This is a genomic window from Duganella sp. 3397, from assembly GCF_031456625.1.
Lineage (GTDB): Bacteria > Pseudomonadota > Gammaproteobacteria > Burkholderiales > Burkholderiaceae_D > Rugamonas > Rugamonas phyllosphaerae.
The window spans coordinates 527,414-551,960 of record NZ_JAVDVB010000004.1 but is presented as its reverse complement, the minus strand read 5'-3'; the positions used below and the strand labels follow the sequence as shown (position 1 = coordinate 551,960).

The following is a 24,547-nucleotide window of genomic DNA, read 5'->3' as shown; positions in this document are numbered from 1 at the left end:
CTAACGTCAAGAGTGAACCGGCGCGCCGACGGCAGGCACGGTCTTCCCCTTCATCATGATGCCGTAGACGGTGGCCGAAATGGCCACGCCGACAAACCAGGCATACGTATAAATCGTTTTGAACAATTCGCCCACGTCCGGGAACGAGGCCGGGAAGGCGGCGTTGAGAAAGCCGGGAATATTGGGCAACACGCCGATGATGAACGCCACCAGTGCGGCCATGTTCCACCCATTCCCGTAAGAGTACTGCCCGTCCTCGCGATACAGCTCATCGACATTGAGCTCGGTCTTGCGCACCAGGTAGTAGTCAACGATCAGGATGCCGGCGATGGGACCGAGCAGCGCCGAGTAGCCGATCAGCCAGGTGAAGATATAGCCCTCGGTCGACTCCAGTATTTTCCACGGCATCATGACGATGGCGATTGCCGCCGTCAGGTAGCCGCCAGTGCGGTAGGTGATCTTGCTGGGCGCGAGCGCCGAGAAATCGTAGGCCGGACCCACCAGGTTGGCCGCCAGGTTGACCGACACCGTGTCGATCAGCAGGATGATCAGCGCCACCAGCACGGCCACGCCGGTCATGCGGCTGGCCAGGTCCACCGGATCCCAGATCGCCTTGCCGTACAGGACCACGGTGGCCGAGGTGACGATCACCGCCATCATCGACAGCAGCGCCATCGGCACCGGCAGGCCCACCGACTGTCCCACCACCTGGTCGCGCTGGGTTTTGGCAAAACGGGTAAAGTCGGGAATATTCAGGGCCAGCGTGGCCCAGAAACCGACCATGGCGGTCAGCGATGGCCAGAATACTGACCAGAACTGGCCCGCCTTCTTGCCGCCTTCAACAAACTGCGACGGCGCCGACAGCAGGTCGCCGAAGCCGCCGGCCTTGCTGTGCACCCAGCCCAGCAGGACGAAGCAGATCAGGATTTTCAAAGGTGCGGTGTAGGTTTCGAGCTTGCGGATCGATTCCATGCCGTGCACGATGTAGTACAGCTGGATGGCCCAGAACCCCAGGAAACACAGCAACTGCGTACCATTGATGCCGAGGATGGCGATTTTTGCGCCACCGATCTCGCCGCCCATCAGCACACCGAGCAAGGTGTAAATCATCTGCCCGCCGAACCAGGTCTGGATGCCGTACCAGCCGCAGGCGACGATGGCGCGCATCAGTGCCGGCAGCTTGGCGCCGGCCGTGCCGAACGACGCCCGCGCCAGCACCGCGTACGGAATGCCGAACTTGGTGCCCGCGTGGCCGATCAACAGCATCGGCAACAGCACGATGGCATTCGCAATGAACACTGTCATCACCGCCTGCCAGCCCGACATGCCGCCCTCGATCAAACTGGCCGACAAGGTGTACGCCGGGATGCACATCACCATGCCCACCCACAGCGCCGCGAAGTGATACCAGCGCCAGGTACGCTGCGCGGCGGTGGTCGGCGCCAGGTCTTCATTCCACAATTGCGTGCTGCTCGTTTTGCTGGGGTTATTCACGGTCACGGGGCGGACTCCAAAGGTTGATCGACAAGCTTCTGCGAATCCAACGCTGCGCCGTCAATTGGATTCCCGCCTGCGCAGGAATGACGGCTCGTCGGTCTTCGGTGTGACTGCTGCAAGTTTCGTACCCAGGAAGATCAGACAGTCTCCGCCACCGCAGGCCGCTCCGCGCGCGGGTTACGCGGGTCCTGGGTCCAGTTCATGTACGGCTTGCCGGTATGCTGCGGCACCATCGTGATGCAGCCCTGCACCGGGCAGGTGATCTCGCACAGGTTGCAGCCCACGCATTCGTCCTTGATCACCTCGTAGGTGCGCACGCCGGCAGCGTCGATCAACTGGCTGATCGACTGGTGCGACGTGTCTTCGCACGCCACGTAACAGCGGCCGCACTTGATGCAGTCGTCCTGGTTGATCTGGGCGATGACCTGGTAGTTCATGTTCAGGTATTTCCAGTCGGTGGTGTTGGGCACGGCCTTGCCGACAAAGTCGCTCACCCTGGTGTAACCCTTCTGGTCCATCCAGCGCGACAGGCCGTCCTTCATCTCTTCGACGATGCGGAAGCCATGCAGCATGGCGGCCGTGCACACCTGCACGCAGCCAGATCCCAGCGCCATGAACTCGGCCGCGTCGCGCCAGTTGCCGATACCGCCGATGCCGGAAATCGGCAAGCCGGCGGTGGCCGGATCGCGGGCGATTTCCGCCACCATGTTCAGTGCGATCGGCTTGACCGCCGTGCCGCAGTAACCGCCGTGGGTGCTGGCGCCGCCGACGACCGGGTACGCCACCATCTGGTCCAGGTCCAGGTGCGTGATCGAGTTGATGGTGTTGATCAGCGAGACCGCATCGGCCCCGCCAGCCTTGGCTGCACGGGCCGGCGCGCGCACGTCTGTGATGTTGGGCGTGAGCTTGACGATGACCGGCAGCTTGCTGTGAGTCTTGCACCAGCGCGTGACCATTTCCACGTACTCGGGCACCTGGCCCACGGCCGCGCCCATGCCACGCTCCGGCATGCCGTGCGGGCAGCCGAAATTGAGTTCGATGCCGTCGGCGCCGGTCGCTTCCACCAGCGGCAGGATGTCGGCCCACAGCTTTTCTTCGCACGGCAGCATCAGCGAGACGATGATCACGCGATCGGGCCAGTCCTGCTTGACCTGCGTGACTTCCTGCAGGTTGATCTCGAGCGAACGGTCGGTAATCAGTTCGATGTTGTTAAAGCCGATCACCTCGCGGTTCTTGCCATACAAGGCGGAATAGCGCGACGAGACGTTGACGGCTGCCGGGTCTTCACCGAGCGTTTTCCACACCACGCCGCCCCAGCCGGCTTCAAAGGCGCGCACCACGTTGTAGGCCTTGTCGGTGGGCGGTGCGGACGCGAGCCAGAACGGATTGACCGATTTGATGCCGCAAAATTCGATGCTCAGGTCAGCCATGTGCGGCCTCCGGTTTGAGGTGGATATTAGGGTTGATGTCGCTGTGGATGGCGTGCGCTGCCAGCTTGCCGTGTTGTACCGCCTGCACCGTCAGGTCCTGTCCCGGCGCCACGCAGTCGCCGCCGGCGTAGATCTTCGGCAGCACGGTGCGGAACCGGTCATCGACATGAATTTTTTCGCCGTCGCGCTTGAGCGTGGCAGCGAGCGGATCGCTGATGCTGCTTGTATCCATACCCTGGCCAATGGCCTTGAAGATGGCGTCGGCCGCGATCTCGAACGTCTCGCCGGTGCCGGTCAAGCGGCCACTGATATCGGTGGTGCGCTCGAAACGCATGCCGCGCACGCGGCCCGCGTCGTCGAGCAGCACCTGCTGCGGTTGCGCCCACGTGCGCATGCGCACCTGGTTCTCCTTGGCGATGTGCTGTTCGTGCTCGGTGGCGCTCATCGCCTCGAAGCCACGGCGGTACACCAGCGTTACTTCCTCCGCACCGAGGCGCTGGATCTGCACCGCCATGTCGATGGCGGTGTTGCCGGCGCCGATGACGATGGCGCGCGATGGCAGCGGCAAGGCAGCGAGGTCGCTAGCCTGGCGCAGTTCGGCGATGTAGTCCACCGCTGCCAGCAGGCCCGGTGCATCTTCGCCGGTCAGGCCCAGCTGCTTGCTGGCGCCCAGGCCCAGGCCGAGGAACACGGCGTCGTACTGTGCATGCAGATCTTTCAGTTGCAGGTTGGCGCCGAGCTTGTGACCATGGCGAATCTCGATGCCGCCGATTTCGAGCAGGAAGTTCACTTCCTTCTGCGCGAAGTTGTCGGTCAGCTTGTATTTGGCAATGCCGTATTCGTTGAGGCCGCCCGATTTTTCCTGCGCCTCGAACACCACCACGTCGTTGCCCAGCATGGCCAGCCGGTGCGCGCACGACAACCCCGCCGGTCCGGCGCCCACCACCGAAATGGTTTTGCCGGTAGCGGCGGCGCGCGTAAATGGATGGGCGGTGAGCGTCATGTTGTCCACTGCGTAGCGTTGCAGCAGGCCGATTTTAACGGGCTGGCCTTCAGCGTCGTGGTTGCGCACGCAGGCGTCTTCGCACAGGATTTCGGTGGGGCACACGCGCGCGCAGCTGCCGCCAAAAATGTTCTGCTTGAGGATGCCGGTGGCTGCGCCGTTGATGTTCTCATCGTGGATGTTGCGGATGAAACTGGCGACGTCGATGCCGGTCGGGCAGATGCGCGTGCATGGTGCGTCGTAACAGTACAGGCAGCGCGCGCTTTCGATGGCGGCCTGGCGCGCATTGAGCGCAGGCGCCAGGTCGGTGAAGTGGGAAGCCAGTTGGGCATTGGCTTGCTTTGGATGCGGCATGTAGTTCAGAGATTCGATCATCATCTTTTTCCTGGCGAATTGCTTGGTGTGAACGTGATGCCCGAGAGCGGCCTTACTTCATCTGGGGGAATGCAAATTCCGCGCCAGCCGTCGAGGTATTGGGCCAGCGTTCCATCACTGCTTTATGCCGCGTGTAAAAGCGCACGCCTTCCGGTCCGTAGGCGTGATGATCGCCGAACAGGCTGCGCTTCCAGCCGCCGAAACTGTTGAACGCCATCGGTACCGGCAGTGGCACATTCACCCCCACCATGCCCACCTGGATTTGCCGCACGAACTCGCGCGCGGTACCGCCGTCGCGCGTGTAGATCGCCACACCGTTGCCGTACTCGTTGCGATTGATCAGTTCCACCGCGCTGCCCACGTCGGGTAGGCGCACGATGCACAGCACGGGGCCGAAAATCTCTTCCTTGTAAATGCTCATGTCGGGCGTGACATGATCGAACAAGGTGCCGCCGACGAAGAAGCCGTTTTCGCGTTCGGGCACTACGTGGTTGCGACCATCGACCACCAGCGTTGCGCCTTGCGCCACGCCTTCGCCGATCAGTTTTTCGATGCGCTGCTTGGCGGCGCTCGATACCACCGGCCCCATTTCGGCGTCATGCGCCATACCGTCGCGCACTTTCAGTGCGGCCGTGCGCTGTGCCAGTGCATCGATGATTTTGTCGCCGGCGTCGCCCACCGCCACCACCACGGAAATGGCCATGCAACGCTCGCCGGCCGAGCCGAACGCCGCACCCATCAGGGCATCCACCGTCATGTCCATGTCGGCGTCGGGCATGACCACCATGTGGTTTTTTGCGCCACCCAAGGCTTGCACGCGCTTGCCGGCCGCGCAGCCGCGTGCATAAATGTATTCGGCAATCGGCGTGCTGCCGACAAAGCTCAGCGCCTGGATCGCCGGGTGATCGAGCAGCGCATCGACCGCCAGTTTGTCGCCCTGCACCACGTTGAACACGCCATCGGGCAGGCCCGCTTCTTTGAGCAATTTGGCGTGCAGCAGCGACGCCGAAGGATCGCGTTCGGACGGTTTCAGCACGAAGGTATTGCCGCAGGCGATAGCGAGCGGGAACATCCACATCGGCACCATCACCGGAAAGTTAAATGGCGTAATGCCGGCCACCACGCCGAGCGGCTGGCGCACCGACCAGGCGTCGATGCCGCGCGAAATCTGCTCGGTGAATTCGCCCTTGAGCATTTGCGGAATGCCGACCGCAAACTCCACCATCTCGATGCCGCGCGCCACTTCGCCCTGGGCGTCAGCAAAAGTCTTGCCGTGTTCGAGCGTGACCACCGCCGCGAAATCGTCGATGTGCTGCTGGCACAGTTGCAGGTACTTGAACAGCACGCGGGCGCGCGTCAGCGGCGGCGTGGCGGACCACGCAGGAAACGCCGCTTCGGCTGCGTGCACGGCGGCGTCCACTTCTTCCGCACTGGCCAGCGCCACGCGGGCGACCGGCTCGCCCAGGGCCGGGTTGAAGACATCCGCATAACGACCCGATGCCGTGTCCTGCTTGGCGCCGTTGATGAAGTGGGTGATGGTGTCCAGCTTGCTGTCGAGGTTGCTCATATGGTGGTTCCGCTTCAATCGAGGTTGTTCAAGATCGCGGACAGCTTGCCGAACAATTCGTCGACGTGTTTTTTCTCGAGCACCAGCGGCGGCGAGAGCGCGATGATGTCGCCGGTCACGCGTATCAACACGCCGTCCGCAAATGCCTGCTTGAACGCGGCGAACGCGCGCGTGCCGGGCTTGCCGGCAATCGGCGCCAGTTCGATGCCGGCCACGAGACCGATGGTGCGGATGTCGATCACGTGCGGCAGGCCCTTGAGCGAATGCACGGCATCGGTCCAGTACTCGACCATGCCGGCCGCGTGGCCGAGGATGTCCTGTTCCTTGAACACTTCCAGCGTGGCCAGGGCTGCCGCGCATGCGATCGGGTGGCCGGAATACGTGTAGCCGTGGAACAGTTCGATGCCCGGCGGCGCGTCCATGAAGGCGTCGTGGATGTGCTGTTTGCTGAACACCGCGCCCATCGGGATGGTGCCATTGGTCAGGCCCTTGGCGGTGGTCATCAGGTCCGGTTCGACGTCGAAGTAGTCGGCCGCGAACGGCGTGGCCAGGCGGCCGAAGCCGGTGATCACTTCGTCGAAAATCAGCAGGATGCCGTGCCTGGTGCACAGCTCGCGCAGGCGCTTCAGGTAACCCTTGGGCGGCACCAGCACGCCGGTGGAACCGGCCACCGGCTCCACGATCACGGCCGCGATGGTGGACGCGTCGTGCAGGGTGACGATGCGTTCGAGTTCGTCGGCCAGCTCGAAGCCGTGTTCCGGTTCGCCGCGCGTGTAGGCGTTCTTTTCCAGGTTGTGGGTGTGCGGCAGGTGATCGACGCCGGGCAGCATCACGCCGTACGGTTTGCGGTTGCCGGCGATGCCACCGACGGAGATGCCGCCGAAGCCCACGCCGTGGTAGCCGCGCTCACGGCCGATCAGGCGGGTGCGGCCTGCCTCGCCGCGCGCGCGGTGGTAGGCCAGCGCCATCTTCAGGGCGGTATCGACAGCCTCGGAGCCGGAGTTGGTGTAAAAGACGTGGCCGAAGCGGTGGTTGGTGTACTCCATCAGGCGGTCGGCCAGCTCGAACGCGGCCGGGTGGCCCATCTGGAACGTGGGCGCGAAGTCGAGCTGGCCCACCATTTCGCGCACGGCGGCGACGATCCTGGGCTGGGCGTGGCCGCACGGTACGCACCACAGGCCGGCGGTGCCGTCGAGGATGGTGTTGCCATCGACATCCTTGTAGTACATGCCTTCGGCGGAGACCAGCAGGCGCGGATTGGCCTTGAAATCGCGGTTGTTAGTGAAGGGCATCCAGAACGATGCCATGGAGTCGGGGCGGGACAGGTTCATGCATATCTCCATGAAGGGGAACTTTTGACGACCCGTAAAAAAATTTTACAAGTGGCAAAACGATGATGCAATAATAGTCAGCGATATAACTATGGCACATATACAAAGACGGTAAAACAGCCCAACCGTATTGGTGGTAAAAACAGTACAGTTTTGATTTGTGCACCAGGGGAGTCAAGCATGGAGGATGGAAACGTTGCGGTCGATCAAGCCGACTGGCCCGTTCTCGCCATAGAGCGCAGCAAAAAGGGCAGCCTGGTCGAGCAGATCGTGGCCGCGATCTCTGCCATGGTGGGCCGCCGCGAGTTACGAATCGGCACTAAAATGCCGTCGGTGCGGCAGTTTGCCAAGTGTAATGGCATCAGCACCTTTACAGTTGTGGAGTCGTACGACCGCCTGGTCACGCTGGGCCTGTTGATGTCGCGCCGCGGTTCCGGTTATTTTGTCGCGCGCCAGGACCTGCCGCCAGCGCTGACGCCGATGGCCCTGCACACCATGCCGACTGCAATCGACGCCCTCACCCCGGACCTGTATTCGGGCGTGTCCGAGGCGCTGGCCGCCGGCGTGGGCTGGCTGCCGCCCGAGTGGTACGGCGACGACACCGTGCTCGACGCCGTGCGCCACGCCATGCGCATTCCGTCGAACCGCCTGCGCGGCTACGGCCACTCGATGGGTTTTCCCACGCTGCGCCACCACCTGGCCGCCACGCTCAGCGACGACCTGTTCCCGGTCGATCCCGAGCAGATCCTGCTCACCCACGGCGCCACCCACGCGTTCGACCTGATTTTGCGCACCCTCACCCGCCCCGGCGACACGGTCTTCGTCGAAGACCCCGGCTACAGCAACCTGCACTCGCTGATCCTGCACCACGGCTGCATCGCGGTGGGCATCCCCCGCGGTGACAACGGCATCGACGTCGAACTGCTGGCGCGCCAGGCGGCCATGACGCAACCGAAGCTCATGTTCGTCAACACGGTGCTGCAAAACCCGCTGGGCACGTCGCTGTCGGCGGCGCAGGCGCACCGGTTGCTGGCCCTGGCCGAGCAGTTCGATTTCTGGCTGGTGGAAGACGATATCTACCGCGAGCTGGCGCAGCGCGGCGAAGCGTCGCTGGCGGCGATGGACGGCTTGCGTCGCGTGATCCGGGTGGGCAGCTTTTCCAAGACGCTGTCGCCGGTGCTGCGGGTGGGGTCGATCTGTGCGTCCGCCTCGCTGCTGCCCGAGCTGCTGCGGGTGAAAATGCTGGCGGGGCTCACCACGTCCGAGATCAACGAGCGCGCCGTGTATCACGCCATCAGCGCGCGGCCGTATAAACGCATGGTGGACAAGCTGGTGGCGCAACTGGAATCCGGCCGCGAGCGCACCATCGAGAGCCTGCGCGGGATCGGCATGGCGCCGATAGCGAAGCCGCGCGGGGGCATGTTCGTCTCGGCTGGCTGGCAAGAACAGCCTCGCGCCGACTGCAACGGCAAGACCATCGCCGACGCCGCGCTCAAGGCCGGCATCCTGCTCTCGCCATGCGACTTTTTCATGCTGCGCCAGCCCGAGTCGGTCTGGTTCCGTTTCAATGTCGCCTACAGCAACCACCCGCAGCTGCTGGACTTCCTGCAGTCGGTGCGCCCTGCCTGAGAGAGCCGAATATGTCGATCACCAAATTGGAAGCCGCACCCAGGATCAAGCGCAGGGTGATCAACCGCGACAAGCTCGAAGCCGACATCGTGGCAGTTGCCGTGAAAGTGTTTGCCGAAAGCGGCTACGAGGGCGCCTCGATCGCCACCATCGCCGACCAGGCCGGCCTGTCGAAGCAGAACCTGATGTACTACTTCCCCACCAAGCAGGCCCTGTACGAGCGGGTGCTCGACGATGTGCTCGACGACTGGCTGGCACGGATGGAGAGCCTGGGGGCGGCCGACCAGCAACCGCAGGCGGTGCTGCGCGCCTACGTGCAGGCCAAGCTGAAGTTTTCGCGCGAGCAGCCGTGGGCGTCGCGCGTGTATGCAATGGAGGTGATCAGTGGCGCCCAGCTGTATGGGGCGCAGATCCAGCGCCGCGTGGTGCCACTGCTGCGCAAGGATATCGCGGTGTTCGAGCAGTGGATCGCAGCCGGCAAGATCGCACCGGTCAACGCCACCCACCTGCTGTTCGCCATCTGGGCCATGACCCAGTCCTACGCCGACTTCGCACCGCAGATGGCGCTGGTACTGAACCGCAAGCAGCTGGTAAAAAAGGATTTCGACGACGCCGAACAGCTGATCGTCGACATGGTCCTCGCCACTGTCACCGTACCGGCAGCAAGCAAGACCGCCTGACAACCGCTCAGGGCAAGGCCCTGCAACGCCGCCTTTAACGACTTTTCAGGGACCAAGAGCGCCTGACAACCGCTCAGGGCAAGGCGCAGGGCCGCAGACAGTACGAGCGTACGGCAAGGCGCTGCAACGCCGCGCTGAGTGGCTTGTCAGGCGCTCTTGCGGCGGCGGGCGATGAAGCCGAGCAATCCCAGGCCCGCCAGCATCATGGCGTAAGTCTCCGCCTCCGGCACGGCGGTAGCCAGGCTGCCGCTGAATTGTTGCAGGTGGACTTCGCCTTGCTGATTGAACGCCTTGGCGTAAACGCCGCCTTCGACGTTGGCGCCGCCCCGGTTGCTGAACGTGCCGTCAGCCACCAGTACCTGGCCGACGAAGGTGCGATCCACGGTCACGCTGGTGGCGCCCGCGAAGTTCCAGATCAGCGAACTACCCAGGCTGTTTGGGGCCAGGAAATTGGCGCTCAGCGACAGCGCCTTGTTGTCGGTGTTGAAGATCACCGTGCTGGCCTTGTTCAGGTTGAACGCGAACTCGCCGATATTCGATGCGAAGATCTGGCTGTCGAGCGAGGTCAGGTCGAACACCAGCACGCCGTTGGCGTTGCCGGTACCGCTGAAGGTGACCTTGTTGCCGGCAATCGCCACAGCCGCGTCCTTGCTGCCCTTGAGCGCCGACAGCTTGGTGCTCATATTGTTCATGACGTTGCTGAAGTCGGTGCTGCTGGCGGCGGCGCGGGTGCTGTTCATCTCAGCGGTCGTCGCGGCCAACTTGTTATTGTTGTTGGTATTGGTGTAGCTGGCGGCGTGGCCTGCGCCATTGAAGTTGACGCCGTTGGCGGCGCCAGCCACCCAGGCGTTGCCGTTGAACGTCGTCGAAGTGGCGCTGCCGCCCACGTAGGTTTGGCCGGAGTTGACGATGATGCCGTTGGCGTTGCCGCCCACCACGGCGCCGAGGCCGTTCACATGCAGGTTGCCGCTGGCGTTACCGCCGACGGTCAGGCCGGCATAGGCCGACTTGGCGGTGTCCGAAGCGTGCTGGACATAATCGCCGCCCTGCAGGTTGCCGGCGACATAGGTACGGCCATCGACGTGCGAGGTCGAGGTCATGTCGCCCTTCACCACCACGTTGAATTGCTTGAGCATTTCGTCGGCCGTCAATGGTGCGGCGTGTGCAGCGCCAGCAAACAGGGTGGCAGCGGCAAGGGCGAGGCAGGTACGAACCATCATGGAGACTTATCCTAAGGAAATTAGTAGGGCGTTGTGATATCGATCAATTAGATTTCATAACCACAACAATGATTGCGATGATAGCACCACAATTGCATTTTGAATACTTTATTCTTTGCAATTTACAATTTTTTTTCGCGACACCCGCTGTCGCCCACCCGCCAGCGCGCCCGCTGGTCGCGCGCAACGACCGCTTGTCCCGCCAAAACCGCAGTTGATCGGAAACCGCCCCCTTGCCGCGCCCGGCGCGGCTAAAGTGACGTCATCAACCACACTGACCCAGGGAGACCACCATGAGCAACTTTTTCCACAACACCGGCAACGTTGTCGATGAAATTACCCGCGCCTTCACCCAGGCGCTGCGCTACGGCGCACGCACCATCCGCCGCCTGTCCTGGCCGGCGCTGCTGGGTTGCGCGCTGGTGCTGGCCTTTATCGTCAGCATCCTGCCGCTGGCGTTGACGCTGTTTGCCATCTTCTTGCTGGTCAAGCTGGCGCTGGGCGGCTGCGACGGCATGCGCGGCCGCACCGTCAAGGAACCGCTGCAATGAACTGACGGTGATTTCGCTTGAGCGCGATCAGGCTATACTGGATTTCACTCGAACTAATTTGCCGTTCGTTGATCGTAACAGTTCCACTTTCCGCAGAGGAGGAACCATGACCAGCATCCCCAAGCAAACCTTGTGCAACGTCGTGCCCTGCATGCGCTACCGCGATGCGCCGACCGCCATCAAGTGGCTCGGCGACACCTTCGGCTTCGAAGCGCAAGTGATGGTGCCCAACGACGACGGCACCATCGCCCACGCCCAGCTGGTCTTCGGTCACGGCATGATCATGCTCAGCTCGGTTTTCAATACCGAGTTCGGCCGCTTGATGAAACAGCCTGCCGAGGTCGGGCAATTCGTCACGCAAAGCACCTACCTGGTGGTCAACGACGCCGACCATGTTTACAGCCGGGTGCTCGAGAGCGGCGCCGACATCCTGCTCGACATCAAGGATGAAGACTACGGCGGCCGGGGCTTTACCTGCCGCGATCCGGAGGGGCATATCTGGAGCGTGGGCACGTACGACCCGCAGCTCACCTAACTTGCCAGCGCCGCCACCAGCGCGTGGTCGCGCACCTGCGTGGGATTGAGTCCGATCACTTCCCGGTACAACGGCGGCATGGCGGCGCACACGGCAGCCAGGGCCGCCGCATCGATGCGCGGCGCCACGTACTGCAACTGCGCCGGATTATGCGCCGGCAGCGGCCCCTCCATGGTCGAAGCCCAGGCGCCCAGGTCCATGAAACTCACCGCGCCGTGGTCCGGTCCGTGCGCGAACACGAACGTGCCTTCGCGCGGATGGCCCAGGTACAGCCGCACCTCTTCCTGCTGTGCGGCGCTGGCGCCGTCCATCAGCTTGTAGCGCAGCTGCGCATACGCGCGCGTGGTTTCCATGAAGGCGCTGCGAATACCCGACTGCGCCCGCTTGCCGGACATGCACAGCAGCAGGTTACCGAAGGCGTCGAGCAGGGCCACGGCATCGCCCTCTTCCGCGCGGACCATGGCCTGCCGCAGGAACGGCGCCAGGCCGGCGTCCGGCACATGGGGCGCGCAGCGGTAGGTCAGCGCATCCGGATGCAGTTGCTTGAGGGCGCGTACGATGCGGTGATCCGGCGCCAGCGTGGCCGGGTCGCGCAGCTGTTCACGCGCGCGGTCGGCGCCGAACAGCGCCACCACTTCGCGCGAAGTGGCCTCGAACGCCAGCGCGCACAGCGCCTGGGTGGCTTCCGCAATGGTTTTACCGATGAAGAACGACCGCGGCGTGGCGCCGGCGCCGGCGCGCGCATACAGCGAGGCGCCCAGCACCGCCGGGTAGCTGAAGCTGCGCTGCGCCTGGGCGCGCAAGCCAGCCGGCAGCGCGCCGAACCTGGCGTCGCAGTCATAGTTGATGCCGGCGATGCGGTCGGGGGCGGCGGCCACCACGTTGAAGCCGCCGGCCAGGATCGCGCCGCTGCACATGCAGCACGGGTCGAGCGTGGTGACGATGGTGATGTCCCCGGGCGCCGGCAGCGCACGGCCACGGGCGCGCTCGGCATAGTACCAGTCGATCAACTGGCGTTCGCCGTGCGCGGTGGGGTCGAACACCAGGCCATGCCGGATTACGTTGTTGTGCAGCGACTTGAGCACGTTGCCGTGCTGATCGAGCATCAGGCCACCGACGCCGAACGTGCCCTGGGTCTTGGCGGCGATGGCCTCGGCTGCCGCGATGGCAACGGCGGCCTGCACATCGATTGTCTTCTTGAAGACCAAGGAGTTACTTCTTCAGGTCGGCGCGGCCGAACCCGTTGGGCAGCTGGGCGGCGGCCGTAGTCTCAAGGATGTCGCCCTTGAGGTTGGTGAGCAGCACCGGCAGCTCGTCGCCACCCAGCTCCAGGATCACCTGGCGGCAAGCGCCGCAGGGGGCGATCGGGCCGTCGGTCTCGCCGATCACGACCAGCTGGTCGAAATCGCCGGGCTGGTAGCCGTGGGCAAAGGCGCTGAAGAAGGCGGTGCGCTCGGCGCAATTGCACAGGCCATAGGCGGCGTTTTCCACGTTACAGCCATGGAAGACCTTGCCGTCGCGGGTTTGCAGCGCGGCGCCGACCTTGAAGTTCGAGTACGGCGTGTAGGCCTTCAGGCGCGCGGCGGTGGCTTCGGCGATCAGTTCTTGTTTGTTCATGTCGTTGTCCTCTGAAACGTCATTCCCGCGCAGGCGGGAATTCGTAAGTTATCCTGTATTCCGTCATTCCCGCGTCCGCAGGAATCCGTAAGTTATCCTGTATTCCGTCATTCCCGCGCAGGCGGGAATTCGTAAGTTACCCTGTATTCCGTCATTGCCGCGCAGGCGGGAATCCGTAAGTTATCCTGTATTCCGTCATTCCCGCGCCCGCAGGAATCCGTAAGTTATCCTGTATTCCGTCATTGCCGCGCAGGCGGGAATTCGTAAGTTATCCTGTAATCCGTCATTGCCGCGCAGGCGGGAATCCGTAAGTTATCCTGTATTCCGTCATTGCCGCGCAGGCGGGAATTCGTAAGTTACCCTGTATTCCGTCATTGCCGCGCAGGCGGGAATTCGTAAGTTATCCTGTAATCCGTCATTCCCGCGTAGGCGGGAATCCATAGAACCTGTGAGTCGCGTCAGCTTCGCCATGTTTTACCACGAAGCATGTGGTCTATGGATTCCCGCCTTCGCGGGAATGACGGATTGGCGGTTAAGGGTTGTCGTTGTCATTGTCGTTGTCGTTGTCGTTGGCGTTGAGCTTATGGGCGGATGGTGCGGTACACCACCGGATTGGCAACAGCAGCGGTTTCGCCGATTACGTACGCGGCCTGGATCTCGCGGATGGCCTGGTCGGCCGCTTCCTGCGTGCGTGCGTGTACCGTCGCCAGCGGCTGGCCGGCGTCGATCTTCTCGCCCAGTCCCACCAGGCCGGTCAGGCCGACCGCGAAGTCGATCGGGTCGGCTGCGCGGCGGCGGCCACCGCCAAGTGAGACCACGGCCAGGCCGATCTCGCGGCAGTTGGTGGTCGCTGCATAACCGGAGACCAGCGCCGGCGCCGGCACGATGATCGGCGCGCGTTCCAGGTACTTGTCCGGATTGTCCATCAGGTCGGCCGGGCCGCCCAGGGCCGTGACCATGCGCGCGAAGCGTTCGGCCGCTTCGCCGCTGTCGAGCGACGCCTGCAGCTTGGCGCGCGCTTCCGCGTCGGTGGCGGCCAGTTTGCCCAGCACCAGCATCTCGGCGCACAGCGCCATGGTCACCTCGTGCAGGCGCGCGGGACGCGACTTGCCGGTCAGGTAGTCGATCGCGCCGCGCACCTCGACCGCGTTGCCGGCGTACGGCGCCAGCGATTCGTTCATGTCGGTCAGGATGGCCGACGTCATCATGCCCGCGCCATTACCCACCTGGACGATGCTCTCTGCCAGTTCCACCGATTTTTCGTACGTCGGCATGAAGGCGCCGGTGCCGGCTTTCACGTCCATCACCAGGGCATCGAGGCCGGCCGACAGCTTTTTCGACAGGATCGAGCCGGTGATCATGGCCACCGATTCCACGGTGGCGGTGACGTCGCGCACGCCGTAAAAAATCTTGTCGGATGGCGCCAACGACGACGTCTGGCCAATGATGGCCACGCCCACTTCCTTGACCACCTTGCGGAACAAGGCGTTGTCCGGCACGGTGGAGTAGCCGGGAATCGAATCGAATTTATCGAGCGTGCCACCGGTGTGGCCCAGGCCACGGCCCGAGATCATCGGCACGAAACCGCCGCACGCAGCAATCATGGGGCCCAGCAGCAGCGACACCACGTCGCCCACGCCGCCGGTGGAATGTTTGTCCACCACGGGGCCTGGCAGGTCGAGCGAGCGCCAGTCCAGCACTTCGCCGGAGTCGCGCATGGCCAGGGTGAACGCCACCCGTTCATCCATGGTCATGTCCTTGAAATAGACAGCCATCGCCAGTGCGGCGATCTGGCCTTCGGTGATGCTCTTGGTGGTGATGCCGCCGACGAAGAACTGGATCTCTGCGGCCGACAGGATGCCGCCGTCGCGCTTCTTGCGTATGATCTCTTGAGGTAAAAACATGCGATTCTCCGCTCGATAATTTGGGGTAAAAGCGATACGGGCCGACGGCTCCAAGAAGAGCGCCGGCCCTGAAACCCCGTCGCCCTCGCGCAAGCGGGGGGCCATACTGAGCGTGCATTCACGCGCTCTATGGGTCCCCGCGTTCGCGAGGACGACGGATTAAACGCTGCGAGTCATTCGGACGTCACATCATCAAACGCCGTAAGGAATCCACACGTTCTTGACCTGCGACGCATGCGCCAGCACCGCGCGGCCTCCCGCTTGCGCCGTGCTGTACCAGTCGCGGCCCTTGGCCCCGCCTACCCAGGTGCGCTTGAGCGAGGCGGCCGACAGGCGCTCCACTTCCGCGCAACCGGCTGCGGAACCATCGTGGCGCCACACGGCGTCAATGTCGCCGTGGGTGGCCAGCGTGCGCGCCAGTTCGTCGGTGCTACCGGTGACGATGTTGACGACGCCGCCCGGCAGGTCCGAAGTATCGAATACCTGGTACAGATCGGTGGCCGACAGCGGATGCGCCTCGGACGGCACCACCACCACGCGGTTGCCCAGCGCGATGGCCGGAGCCACCAGCGAAATGAGACCGAGCAACGGCGCCTCGTTCGGGCACACGATGCCGATCACGCCGACCGGTTCGTTCAGCGCCACGGTCACGCCGTGCATCGGCGGCTGGTGCGCCAGGCCGTCGTACTTGTCTGCATAGGCAGCGTAGTAGAACAGGCGCTCGATCGAGGCCTGCACTTCCTTTTCCGCGTTGGCAGTCGAGGCGCCGGTCATGGCGCTGATGCGCGCGGCAAATTCCTCGCCGCGCGCGGCCAGGTTTTCAGCGATGTAGTACAGCACTTGCGCGCGGTTGTGGGCGGTCGCTTTCGACCAGCCGCCGGCTTTGTGGGCCGCTTCCACCGCGTTGCGGATGTCCTTGCGGCTGCCCTCGCCCACTTCGGCAATGAACGCGCCATCAAAGCCATTCACCGCGCGGCTGTAGGCGCCGTCAGGGCGGGCCTGCTTGCCGCCGATGTACATCTTGGCGGTGCGGTCGATGGCAAACGCGCCACCGGCAGCCACTGGTGCGGCGGCCTTGGTCTTGGCCGGAGCGGAAAGGACCGGTGCAGCCGGGCGTGCATCTTCCGACAGCGCGGTCATGTACTCGTACATGCCTTCGCGGCCGCCTTCGCGGCCGAAGCCCGATTCGCGGTAGCCACCGAAGCCGCAGGCGGCGTCGAACTGGTTGGCGGTGTTAATCCACACCACGCCAGCCTTGATCTGCGGCGCGACGTCGAGCGCCAGCGAGATGTTCTCGGTCCACACGCACGCGGCCAGGCCGTACACGGTGTTGTTGGCCAGTTGTACCGCTTCGGGCGGAGTGCGGAAGCTCATGGCAACCAGCACCGGACCGAAGATCTCGGCCTGCGCCACGGCGGCCGACGTGGAGGCGCCGGTGATCAAGGTTGGCGGGAACCAGGCGCCGGCAGCCGGCATTTCGCAGGCCGGCTGGTACACGGTGCAGCCTTCGGCGCGGGCCGATTCCACCAGCTCGGCGATGCGCTGCTGCTGGATCGGATCGACCAGGGCGCCCACGTCGATCGACTTTTCCAGCGGCGCACCGAGGGTGAGCTTGTCCATGCGCGCGCGCAGCTTGGCGAGGAATTTCGCTTCCACCGACTCCTGCACCAGCAGGCGCGAACCGGCGCAGCAGACCTGCCCTTGGTTGAACCAGATCGAATCGACCAGGCCTTCGACCGCTGCATCGAGGTCGGCGTCTTCGAACACGATGAACGGTGACTTGCCGCCCAGCTCCAGGGAGAGCTTCTTGCCGCTGCCGGCGGTGGCGATGCGGATCTGGCGACCCACTTCGTTCGAACCGGTGAAGGCCAGCTTGTCGATGCCGGCGTGGTTGACGATGGCCTCGCCCACGGCGCCGTCGCCGGTGACGATGTTGACCACCCCCGCCGGAACGCCGGCCTGCACGCAGATCTCGGCAAACAGCATGGCGGTCAGCGACGTGAACTCGGCCGGTTTGAACACCACCGTGTTACCGGCGGCCAGCGCCGGGGCGATTTTCCACGACAGCATCAAGAGTGGGAAATTCCATGGCACGATCTGCCCCACCACGCCCACGGCGCGGTAGTCGGCGAATTCTTCGGCCTGCAGCTGCGCCCAGCCGGCGTGGTAGTAGAAGTGGCGCGCGGCCAGCGGCAGGTCGACGTCGCGCGTTTCGCGAATGGTCTTGCCGTTGTCCAGGGTTTCCAGTACGGCGAACAGGCGCGCGTGCTTTTGCAGCAGGCGTGCGATCGCGTACAGCACCTTGGCGCGGCCATGGCCTCCCAGTGCCTGCCAGCCCGGCTGCGCGCGGCGCGCTGCTGCCACGGCGCGGTCGACGTCGTCGGCGGTCGCTTGCGTCAGGTCGGCCAGTTTGGAGGCGTCGGCCGGATTGGTGGAGGCGAACAGTTCGCCGGCGTCGGTCCAGGCGTTGTCGATGAACAGGCCGAAGGTGCGGCCATGCTGCTCGAGCCACGCTTGCGCTTCTTTCTGGCTCTCGGGTGCTGGGCCGTATTCCATGGTATTGAGTATCTCTTTAATTGATGGCATGACGTGTCCGTGCTTTGAAACTGCGTTAGGGTTGGGCGTGGCGATGAGCAGCAGAATAACTGCCGGTCACGTAGTGCTCGAGCTGGCGTTCGATGTCGGTCAGCAGGCTCGAAGCGCCGATGCGGAACAAGTGCGGCTCGAGCCACTCGTTGCCCAGTTCTTCCTTCATCAGGGTCAGGTATTGCAGGGCCGCCTTGGCCGTGCCCACGCCGCCCGCAGGCTTGTAGCCGATCTTGAAACCGGTCTGCTCGTGGTAGTCGCGAATCGCGCGCACCATCGTCAGCGACACGGGAATGGTGGCGTTGACCGGCTCCTTGCCGGTGGACGTCTTGATGAAGTCCGCGCCGGCCATCATGCACACCCACGAAGCCTTGGCGACGTTTTCCAGCGTGACCAGCTCGCCGGTGGCGAGAATCGCTTTGACGTGGGCGTCGCCGCACGCCTGGCGATAGGCCAGCATTTCGTCGTACAGCGCCTGCCAGTTACCGGTCAACACGTGCTGGCGGGTGATGACGATATCGATTTCGGAAGCGCCCGCGGCAACCGACAGTTCGATCTCGCGCACCTTGGTTTCCATGCTGGTGAGACCTGCCGGGAAGCCGGTGGAGACTGCAGCGATCGGCAGGCGGCCTTGCAGCACCTCGCCGGCCGGCTTGATCATCTCGTGGTACACGCAGACGGCGCCGGTGGTCAGTGGATGGCCGGACAGGCCCAGCGCCTCGACCAGGTCGGCGCGCAGCGGCCGCATGGACTTGCGGCACAGGCGCTCCACGCGGCCCGGGGTGTCGTCGCCGGACAGGGTGGTGAGGTCGATCAGGCCGATGGCCTTGACCAGCCACGCGGCCTGGTATTCCTTCTTGACCGTGCGGCGGTTGGCCAGGCTGGCGGCGCGGCGGTCGGCTGCGCTCTTGTTGATGTGGATGTGGTTGATCCAGCCCAGGTCCAGCGGGACGGCTTCGTTACGCTTGAAATCGGCGAGGTGCAAGTCTTGGCTCATAACAGGTTGTTTCCGTTGGAAAGTGGTGGCACGCCCAGGTGGTGCGCCAGGGTCTGGCCGATGTCGGAGAACGATTCCGAAATGGGCAACTGCTGCGGTGCGACACCGGGGCCGAAGAAGATCATCGGAATGTGTTCGCGCGTGTGGTCCGAGCCGGGCCAGGTCGGATCGCAGCCGTGGTCGGCGGTGATCACGGCCACGTCGCCCTCCTGCATGCGCGATATGAACTCGGGCAGGCGCGCATCCATTTCGTGCAGCGCGTTCGCGTAGCCGGTGACGTCGCGGCGGTGGCCGAAGGCCTGGTCGAAGTCCACGAAATTGACGAACGTGAGCGACTTGTCGCCCGCTTCGTCCTGCACTTTGAGCAGCGCGTCGAACAAGGCCATATTGTCCTTGCCCTTGACCACGCGCGAGACGCCTTGCGTGGCAAAGATGTCGCTGATTTTACCGAGCGCGATCACTTCGCCGCCGTCGTTCTTCACGTGGTCGAGCAAGGTGGGCGCCGGTGGCGCGACCGCGTAGTCGTGGCGGTTGGTGGTGCGGGTGTAGTTGCCGTTGGCGCCGGTGAACGGACGCGCGATCACGCGGCCGATGTTGTACGGTTCCACCAGCTTGAAGGCGATCTCGCACACTTCGTACAGGCGCTCGAGGCCGAACGAATCTTCATGCGCGGCGATCTGCAGCACCGAGTCGGCCGAGGTGTAGATGATCGGTTTGCCGGTGGCGACGTGTTCATCGCCATGCTTGTTGATGATTTCCGTGCCCGAGGCATGGCAGTCGCCGAGGAAGCCCGGCACGCCGGTCAGTTCCTGCAGCTTTTGAGTGAGCTCCGCCGGGAACGACGGCACCGTTTTCGGAAAATATCCCCAGTCGAATTCCACCGGCACGCCGGCGATCTCCCAGTGGCCGGACTGGGTGTCCTTGCCGGTGGAACGCTCGCGCGCAGCGCCCCAGGCGGCGGTAAAACCGTCGCGCTGATGAAAGCCCTGCGCCCATTGGCCGCTGGCGGCATGGGCGGCAGCGGCCAGGCCCAGTTTTTCCATCACCGGCAGTTGCATCGGCGTGCCGGCCTTGGCGGCCCAGTCGGCGATGTGGCCGAAGGTGTTGACGCCGACATCGTTGTACTTGTCGGCGTCGGGCGTGGCGCCGAGGCCGAAGGAATCAAGCAGGAGGATAAATGCGCGTTTCATGGTGTGCTCCTTTAGGTGCAGATAGGTGCAAATGAGGATGTAAATGCGACGGACCGTCAGCAGTTATCGCCAACCTCAAAACCGTCATTCCCGCGAAAGCGGGAATCCATACCGAGCTTGCACATCAGCCGTTCTATGGATTCCCGCGTGCGCGGGAATGACGGCTCGACAGCTAACAACGGCTCCAGGACCAACAACGTGGCGTGGAGCCGCCTTTCAACTTCAAGCCTGCGGGGTTTTGCCAACGTTGGCCAGGAAGGCCAGAATCACTTCGATCAGCGACGTGGCGGCAACGGCTGCGTATTTCAGGGTCTGCTCGTGCGACAGCGGGAACGGCGACAGGCCTTCGGCCAGGTTGGTAATCGCCGACACGCCCACCACTTTCAGGCTGCAATGACGGGCCGACACCACTTCCGGCACCACTGACATGCCGACGACATCGGCGCCCAGGGTTTTGAAGGCGCGGATTTCGGCTGGCGTTTCGAAGTTCGGACCGGCGTAGGCGATGTACACGCCTTCATGCAGCGGCACGTTCTTTTCCTTGGCCGACGCGTGCAGCAGTGCACGCAGGTCGGCGTCGTAGGCGTTGGCCATGCTGAAGAAGCGCGGACCGAAACGCTCGTCGTTCGGGCCCATCATCGGGGTACCCGGCAGGTAGTTGATATGGTCAGTGAGCGCCACCAGCGAGCCCGCATCGACTTCGGTGCGCAGCGAACCGGCCGCATTGGTCACGAACAGCATCTCGCAACCCAGCAGCTTCATGGTGCGCACGGCGCTGGTCATCACGCCCAGGCCATAGCCTTCGTAGACGTGGCCGCGGCCCTTCATGCACACCACCGGCACGCCCGCCAGGGTACCCACCACCAGTTCGCCGGCGTGGCCGTGCACGGTGCTGATCGGGAAGCCCGGCAGTTCGTTGAAGCTGATGGTGACCGCGTCGGTCATCTGCTCGGCCAGCACGCCCAGGCCGGAGCCGAGGATCATGGCCACGCGTGGCTTGAAGTCTGCTGGAATGCGGGCGCGGACGATTTCTGCGGCCTGGAATGGGGAGTTGCTGGACATGGTTTTCCTCTGTTGTTCTTGGGATGGGCCGCTCGGGTAGAGACGATACTTGGCCGTTGGACGAGCATGGAGATGCGACATGATGCCTCATCCCCATTATGTATGGCAAATACCATTTTTCTTGCCGATTTATAGCTCATGCATATAAATAGGCGTACATTATAAATCAATGGAAACTTCGCTGACGCAAGCTAACCATGGCAGTTGACCATTGACAGACATTTGTTTACTATTAAAGACAAATGTTTAAACAGGCGCACAACCCGTGACCGAACCCTCCAAGAAGGAACAGCTATACCAGCTGATCCACGCCAACCCCTTCATCTCGCAGCAGGACCTGGCAGCAGACCTGGGCCTGTCGCGCTCGGCCGTGGCCGGGCATATTGCCAGCCTGATCCGCGAGCGGCGCCTGCTCGGCCGTGCCTACGTGCTGCCGGCGCCGCGCGGCCAGCGCCCGGTCGTGTGCATCGGCGCGGCCAACGTGGACCGCAAGCTGCGCACCATCGCCACCCTGCAGGCAGGTACTTCGAACCCCGCCACTGCGTCCGAGACCTACGGCGGCGTGGCGCGCAATATCGCCGAGAACCTGGCGCGCCTGCACACCCCGGTAGCGCTGCTGACCGCCCTCGGCGACGACGGCGCCGGGCGCGCACTGCAAGACCACGCGCAGGCAGCTGGCATCGACACGCGCGGCAGCCTGGCGCTGGCCGATACCGCCAGCGGCACCTATACCGCCATCCTCGACGCCGAGGGCGAGCTGCACGTGGCCCTGGCCGACATGGCGCTGTACGACCAGCTCACGCCCGAGTTTTTAGCCAGCCGCGCGCCGCAACGCGCTGCCGCCGCGCTCACGGTCGCGGACCTGAACCTGCCGCTTGAGACCGTGGCGGCACTGATCGACAGCGCCCGCGCCGATCACGCGCCATTGGTCATCGTCGCCGTCTCGCAACCCAAGATGGCGCGCCTGCCGCACGACCTGCACGGCGTGCGCCTGCTGATCCTCAACCGCGCCGAACTCGAAACCGTGGCCGGCCGCCCGCTGCCCACCGAAGCCGACGTGCGGCTGGCGTGCGCCGGCGTGCAGCAGCGCGGCGCGCGCGATGTCATCGTCACCTGCGGCAGCCAGGGCGTGTTCCACACCTGCGACGGCCAGCTGGTGTGGCTGGCCGCACACCAGGTGAAGGTGGTCGATGTCACCGGCGCCGGTGACGCGTTTTCCGCCGCCGTGTGCTGGTCGCTGGTGCAAGACAACGATGACAGCGCCGACCTCACCCTGGCCTGCCGCCGTGGACTGGCGCTGGCCGCCGTCACCGTGCAAAGCGCCAGCACCGTGGCGCCAGCGCTGGACGCCGGCCTGCTCGAGGCAATCTCCAATACCGATGCGGCGCATGACCCTGGCCATTCCGCGCCGCTTTACACAACCAACTGATCAAGGATTCACCATGCACCAGTACCTGCTGTTCTCCCCTGAAGTCGCCGCCGCCCGCGCTGCCGGCAAAGCCATCGTCGCACTGGAATCGACCATCATCTCGCACGGCATGCCTTACCCGCAAAACGTCCAGATGGCGCGTGAAGTGGAACAGATCATCCGCGACGGCGGCGCCGTGCCGGCCACCATCGCCATCATCGGCGGCAAGATCTGCATCGGTCTCTCGGAAGAGCAACTGGAACTGTTGGGCACTTCGCCCGATGCCATGAAGGTCAGCCGCCGCGACCTGCCGTTCGTGCTGTCCCAGTCCAGGCTGGGCGCGACCACGGTGGCAGCGACCATGATCTGCGCCGAGCTGGCCGGCATTTCCGTGTTCGTCACCGGCGGCATCGGCGGCGTGCACCGTGGCGCCGAGACCAGTTTCGACATCTCGGCCGACTTGCAGGAACTGGCCCAGACGTCGGTGGCCGTGGTGTGCGCGGGCGTGAAATCGATCCTCGACATTGGCCTCACCCTCGAATACCTGGAAACCCACGGCGTGCCGGTGGTGAGCGTGGGCCAGCGCGGCTTCCCGGCGTTCTTCACCCGCGAGAGCGGCTTCAATGCCGACTTCCAGCTCGACACGCCAAGCGAGCAGGCAGCTTTCATCCGCACCAAGTGGGCGCTGGGCCTGAAAGGCGGCATCGTGGTCAGCAACCCGGTGCCGGCAGCGGAAGCGATGCCGAAAGACGAAATCGACGCCATCACCTTGCAGGCGCTGGGCGAAGCCGATGCCCAGGGCGTGACCGGCAAGAACGTCACGCCGTTCCTGCTCTCGCGCATCAAAGCGCTGACCGAAGGCCGCAGCCTGGTGACCAATATCGCGCTGGTGAAGAACAATGCGCGCTGCGGCGCCGCGCTGGCGGTGGCGATGCTGGGGGCGTAAAGAACACCGCCAGCATTGATTCCGTCATCCTCGCGAATGCGGGGATGACGGATAAGCCGTCCGCGAGTTCAGCTTTGCCTTGCCTTTGTTAGAATAGCCCATGTCCATCGATCTGAAACAACTGAAGTACTTCCTCGCCGTCGCAGAAGAAAAGAGCTTCAGCCGGGCTGCCGAACGGCTGCACATTTCGCAGCCGCCGCTCAGCCAGCAGATCATGAAGCTCGAGAGCGAACTCGGTGTGAAGCTGTTCGCCCGCACCACGCGCACGTTCGAGCTTACCGTGGCCGGCAAGGCGCTCATGAGCGAGGCCTCCGACCTGCTGGGTCGCATGCGCATGACCATCGACACCATCCGCCAGATCGACCGCGGCGAAGTCGGTCGCCTGCGCGTGGGCATTGTCGGCTCGGCCATGTGGGGACCGATCCCCAGCCTGCTCGAGCAATTCCAGACCAATTTTCCGCGCGTGACCTGGACCATCCACGAGCTGGGCCCCACGCTGCAATACGAAGCGCTGCGGGCCAAGCAGGTGGACGTGGGATTCTGGCGCGAGCCGCGCATCGACGAGGATTTGCTGCGCCAGGATAACCTGCGCCAGGAGCTGTGCTTCAAGGAAGACGTGTGCGTGGCGATCAACGAGCACCACCCGCTGGCCAAGGCCGACGCCATCGAGTTGATCGACATCGCCAACGAACCGATGCTCACGCTGGCGCTCGACAAGTCGTCGTTCCCGCGCTATTTGATCCAGTGCTGCGTGGACGCCGGCTTTCAGCCGACCATTTTCCAGGAAGCGACCGAGCCGCAAACCCTGCTGGCCATGGTGGGCGCGGGACTGGGCGTCACGCTGCTGCCGGAGACCACCAGCCGGATCGGCTGGCCCGGCGTGGTGTTCGTGCCGATCCGCACCAATCCACCGTCGGCCAACCTGTACATCACCTACACCGCGCTGGACGACGCGCCCGTGGTGCGCGCCTTCCTGAACATCCTCAATCCACCCAAAGCCAATTAATCCGGGCTTGGTG

20 protein-coding genes are annotated in these 24,547 nt (G+C 64.0%); 7 read left to right on the top strand and 13 right to left on the bottom strand.

The features are described 5' to 3' along the window. Nucleotides 1-6: 6 nt before the first annotated feature. The 5 genes from J2X54_RS15265 to J2X54_RS15245 all read right to left on the bottom strand — a co-directional run bounded on the left by J2X54_RS15265 (nt 7) and on the right by J2X54_RS15245 (nt 7,203). On the bottom strand, nt 7-1,500 hold the full coding sequence (locus J2X54_RS15265) for an NCS1 family nucleobase:cation symporter-1 (RefSeq protein WP_404990918.1): 1,494 nt from the start codon (nt 1,498-1,500) through the stop codon (nt 7-9). A 134-nt stretch (nt 1,501-1,634) separates the two neighbouring features. Continuing rightward, nucleotides 1,635-2,927, bottom strand: a complete 1,293-nt coding sequence (gene preA, locus J2X54_RS15260) for an NAD-dependent dihydropyrimidine dehydrogenase subunit PreA (RefSeq protein WP_310181722.1) — start codon at nt 2,925-2,927, stop codon at nt 1,635-1,637. Next, a complete protein-coding gene (locus J2X54_RS15255; protein WP_310181720.1) occupies nt 2,920-4,308 on the bottom strand; it encodes an NAD(P)-dependent oxidoreductase in 1,389 nt (462 codons plus the stop codon). The genes preA and J2X54_RS15255 overlap by 8 nt, the downstream gene beginning before the upstream one ends. Before the next feature lie 49 nt (nt 4,309-4,357). Then, nucleotides 4,358-5,872: a CoA-acylating methylmalonate-semialdehyde dehydrogenase gene (locus J2X54_RS15250; protein WP_070252384.1), complete on the bottom strand. Its 1,515-nt coding sequence runs from the start codon at nt 5,870-5,872 to the stop codon at nt 4,358-4,360. A gap of 14 nt (nt 5,873-5,886) precedes the next feature. Then, on the bottom strand, nt 5,887-7,203 hold the full coding sequence (locus tag J2X54_RS15245) for an aspartate aminotransferase family protein (RefSeq protein WP_310181717.1): 1,317 nt from the start codon (nt 7,201-7,203) through the stop codon (nt 5,887-5,889). Nucleotides 7,204-7,383: 180 nt separating this feature from the next. On the opposite strand from J2X54_RS15245, the gene J2X54_RS15240 reads away from it, so the two are divergent. Further along, nucleotides 7,384-8,832 (top strand): PLP-dependent aminotransferase family protein, encoded by a 1,449-nt coding sequence (locus J2X54_RS15240; RefSeq protein ID WP_310181715.1) that lies wholly within the window; start codon nt 7,384-7,386, stop codon nt 8,830-8,832. Nucleotides 8,833-8,843: 11 nt separating this feature from the next. Beyond that, on the top strand, nt 8,844-9,512 hold the full coding sequence (locus J2X54_RS15235; protein ID WP_310181713.1) for a TetR/AcrR family transcriptional regulator: 669 nt from the start codon (nt 8,844-8,846) through the stop codon (nt 9,510-9,512). A gap of 146 nt (nt 9,513-9,658) precedes the next feature. On the opposite strand, the gene J2X54_RS15230 is transcribed toward J2X54_RS15235, so the two are convergent. Further along, a complete protein-coding gene (locus J2X54_RS15230; RefSeq protein ID WP_310181711.1) occupies nt 9,659-10,732 on the bottom strand; it encodes a collagen-binding domain-containing protein in 1,074 nt (357 codons plus the stop codon). A gap of 293 nt (nt 10,733-11,025) precedes the next feature. Between J2X54_RS15230 and J2X54_RS15225 the strand changes: the two genes are divergently transcribed. Next, nucleotides 11,026-11,283 (top strand): hypothetical protein, encoded by a 258-nt coding sequence (locus J2X54_RS15225; RefSeq protein ID WP_310181710.1) that lies wholly within the window; start codon nt 11,026-11,028, stop codon nt 11,281-11,283. A gap of 106 nt (nt 11,284-11,389) precedes the next feature. After that, on the top strand, nt 11,390-11,818 hold the full coding sequence (locus J2X54_RS15220; RefSeq protein ID WP_310181708.1) for a VOC family protein: 429 nt from the start codon (nt 11,390-11,392) through the stop codon (nt 11,816-11,818). On the opposite strand, the gene J2X54_RS15215 is transcribed toward J2X54_RS15220, so the two are convergent. From J2X54_RS15215 to xapA, 7 genes are all read right to left on the bottom strand, one after another. After that, a complete protein-coding gene (locus J2X54_RS15215; RefSeq protein WP_310181706.1) occupies nt 11,815-13,026 on the bottom strand; it encodes a nucleoside deaminase in 1,212 nt (403 codons plus the stop codon). The two genes, J2X54_RS15220 and J2X54_RS15215, sit on opposite strands and share 4 nt — an antisense overlap. Nucleotides 13,027-13,030: 4 nt before the next feature. Continuing rightward, entirely contained in the window at nt 13,031-13,435 is a 405-nt protein-coding gene (locus J2X54_RS15210; protein ID WP_070252397.1) for a cytidine deaminase, read from the bottom strand. 581 nt (nt 13,436-14,016) lie between these two features. Further along, the gene (deoA, locus tag J2X54_RS15205; RefSeq protein ID WP_310181704.1) at nt 14,017-15,339 is read right to left on the bottom strand and encodes a thymidine phosphorylase; all 1,323 of its coding nucleotides are present in this window, start codon (nt 15,337-15,339) and stop codon (nt 14,017-14,019) included. A 192-nt stretch (nt 15,340-15,531) separates the two neighbouring features. Then, the gene (locus J2X54_RS15200; RefSeq protein ID WP_404990917.1) at nt 15,532-17,925 is read right to left on the bottom strand and encodes an aldehyde dehydrogenase family protein; all 2,394 of its coding nucleotides are present in this window, start codon (nt 17,923-17,925) and stop codon (nt 15,532-15,534) included. Between the two features lie 25 nt (nt 17,926-17,950). After that, nucleotides 17,951-18,922, bottom strand: coding sequence for a deoxyribose-phosphate aldolase (deoC, locus tag J2X54_RS15195; protein ID WP_310181703.1), 972 nt, complete (start codon nt 18,920-18,922; stop codon nt 17,951-17,953). Further along, nucleotides 18,919-20,112 (bottom strand): phosphopentomutase, encoded by a 1,194-nt coding sequence (locus J2X54_RS15190; protein WP_070248089.1) that lies wholly within the window; start codon nt 20,110-20,112, stop codon nt 18,919-18,921. The genes deoC and J2X54_RS15190 overlap by 4 nt, the downstream gene beginning before the upstream one ends. Nucleotides 20,113-20,334: 222 nt before the next feature. Continuing rightward, nucleotides 20,335-21,174, bottom strand: coding sequence for a xanthosine phosphorylase (xapA, locus tag J2X54_RS15185; protein WP_310181701.1), 840 nt, complete (start codon nt 21,172-21,174; stop codon nt 20,335-20,337). 265 nt (nt 21,175-21,439) lie between these two features. Between xapA and J2X54_RS15180 the strand changes: the two genes are divergently transcribed. The 3 genes from J2X54_RS15180 to J2X54_RS15170 all read left to right on the top strand — a co-directional run bounded on the left by J2X54_RS15180 (nt 21,440) and on the right by J2X54_RS15170 (nt 24,534). Further along, the gene (locus tag J2X54_RS15180; protein WP_310181698.1) at nt 21,440-22,603 is read left to right on the top strand and encodes a carbohydrate kinase; all 1,164 of its coding nucleotides are present in this window, start codon (nt 21,440-21,442) and stop codon (nt 22,601-22,603) included. A 13-nt stretch (nt 22,604-22,616) separates the two neighbouring features. Beyond that, complete coding sequence (locus J2X54_RS15175; protein ID WP_070248353.1) at nt 22,617-23,528, top strand: pseudouridine-5'-phosphate glycosidase; 912 nt, start codon at nt 22,617-22,619, stop codon at nt 23,526-23,528. 100 nt (nt 23,529-23,628) lie between these two features. Then, complete coding sequence (locus J2X54_RS15170; RefSeq protein WP_070248093.1) at nt 23,629-24,534, top strand: LysR family transcriptional regulator; 906 nt, start codon at nt 23,629-23,631, stop codon at nt 24,532-24,534. Nucleotides 24,535-24,547 lie beyond the last annotated feature (13 nt).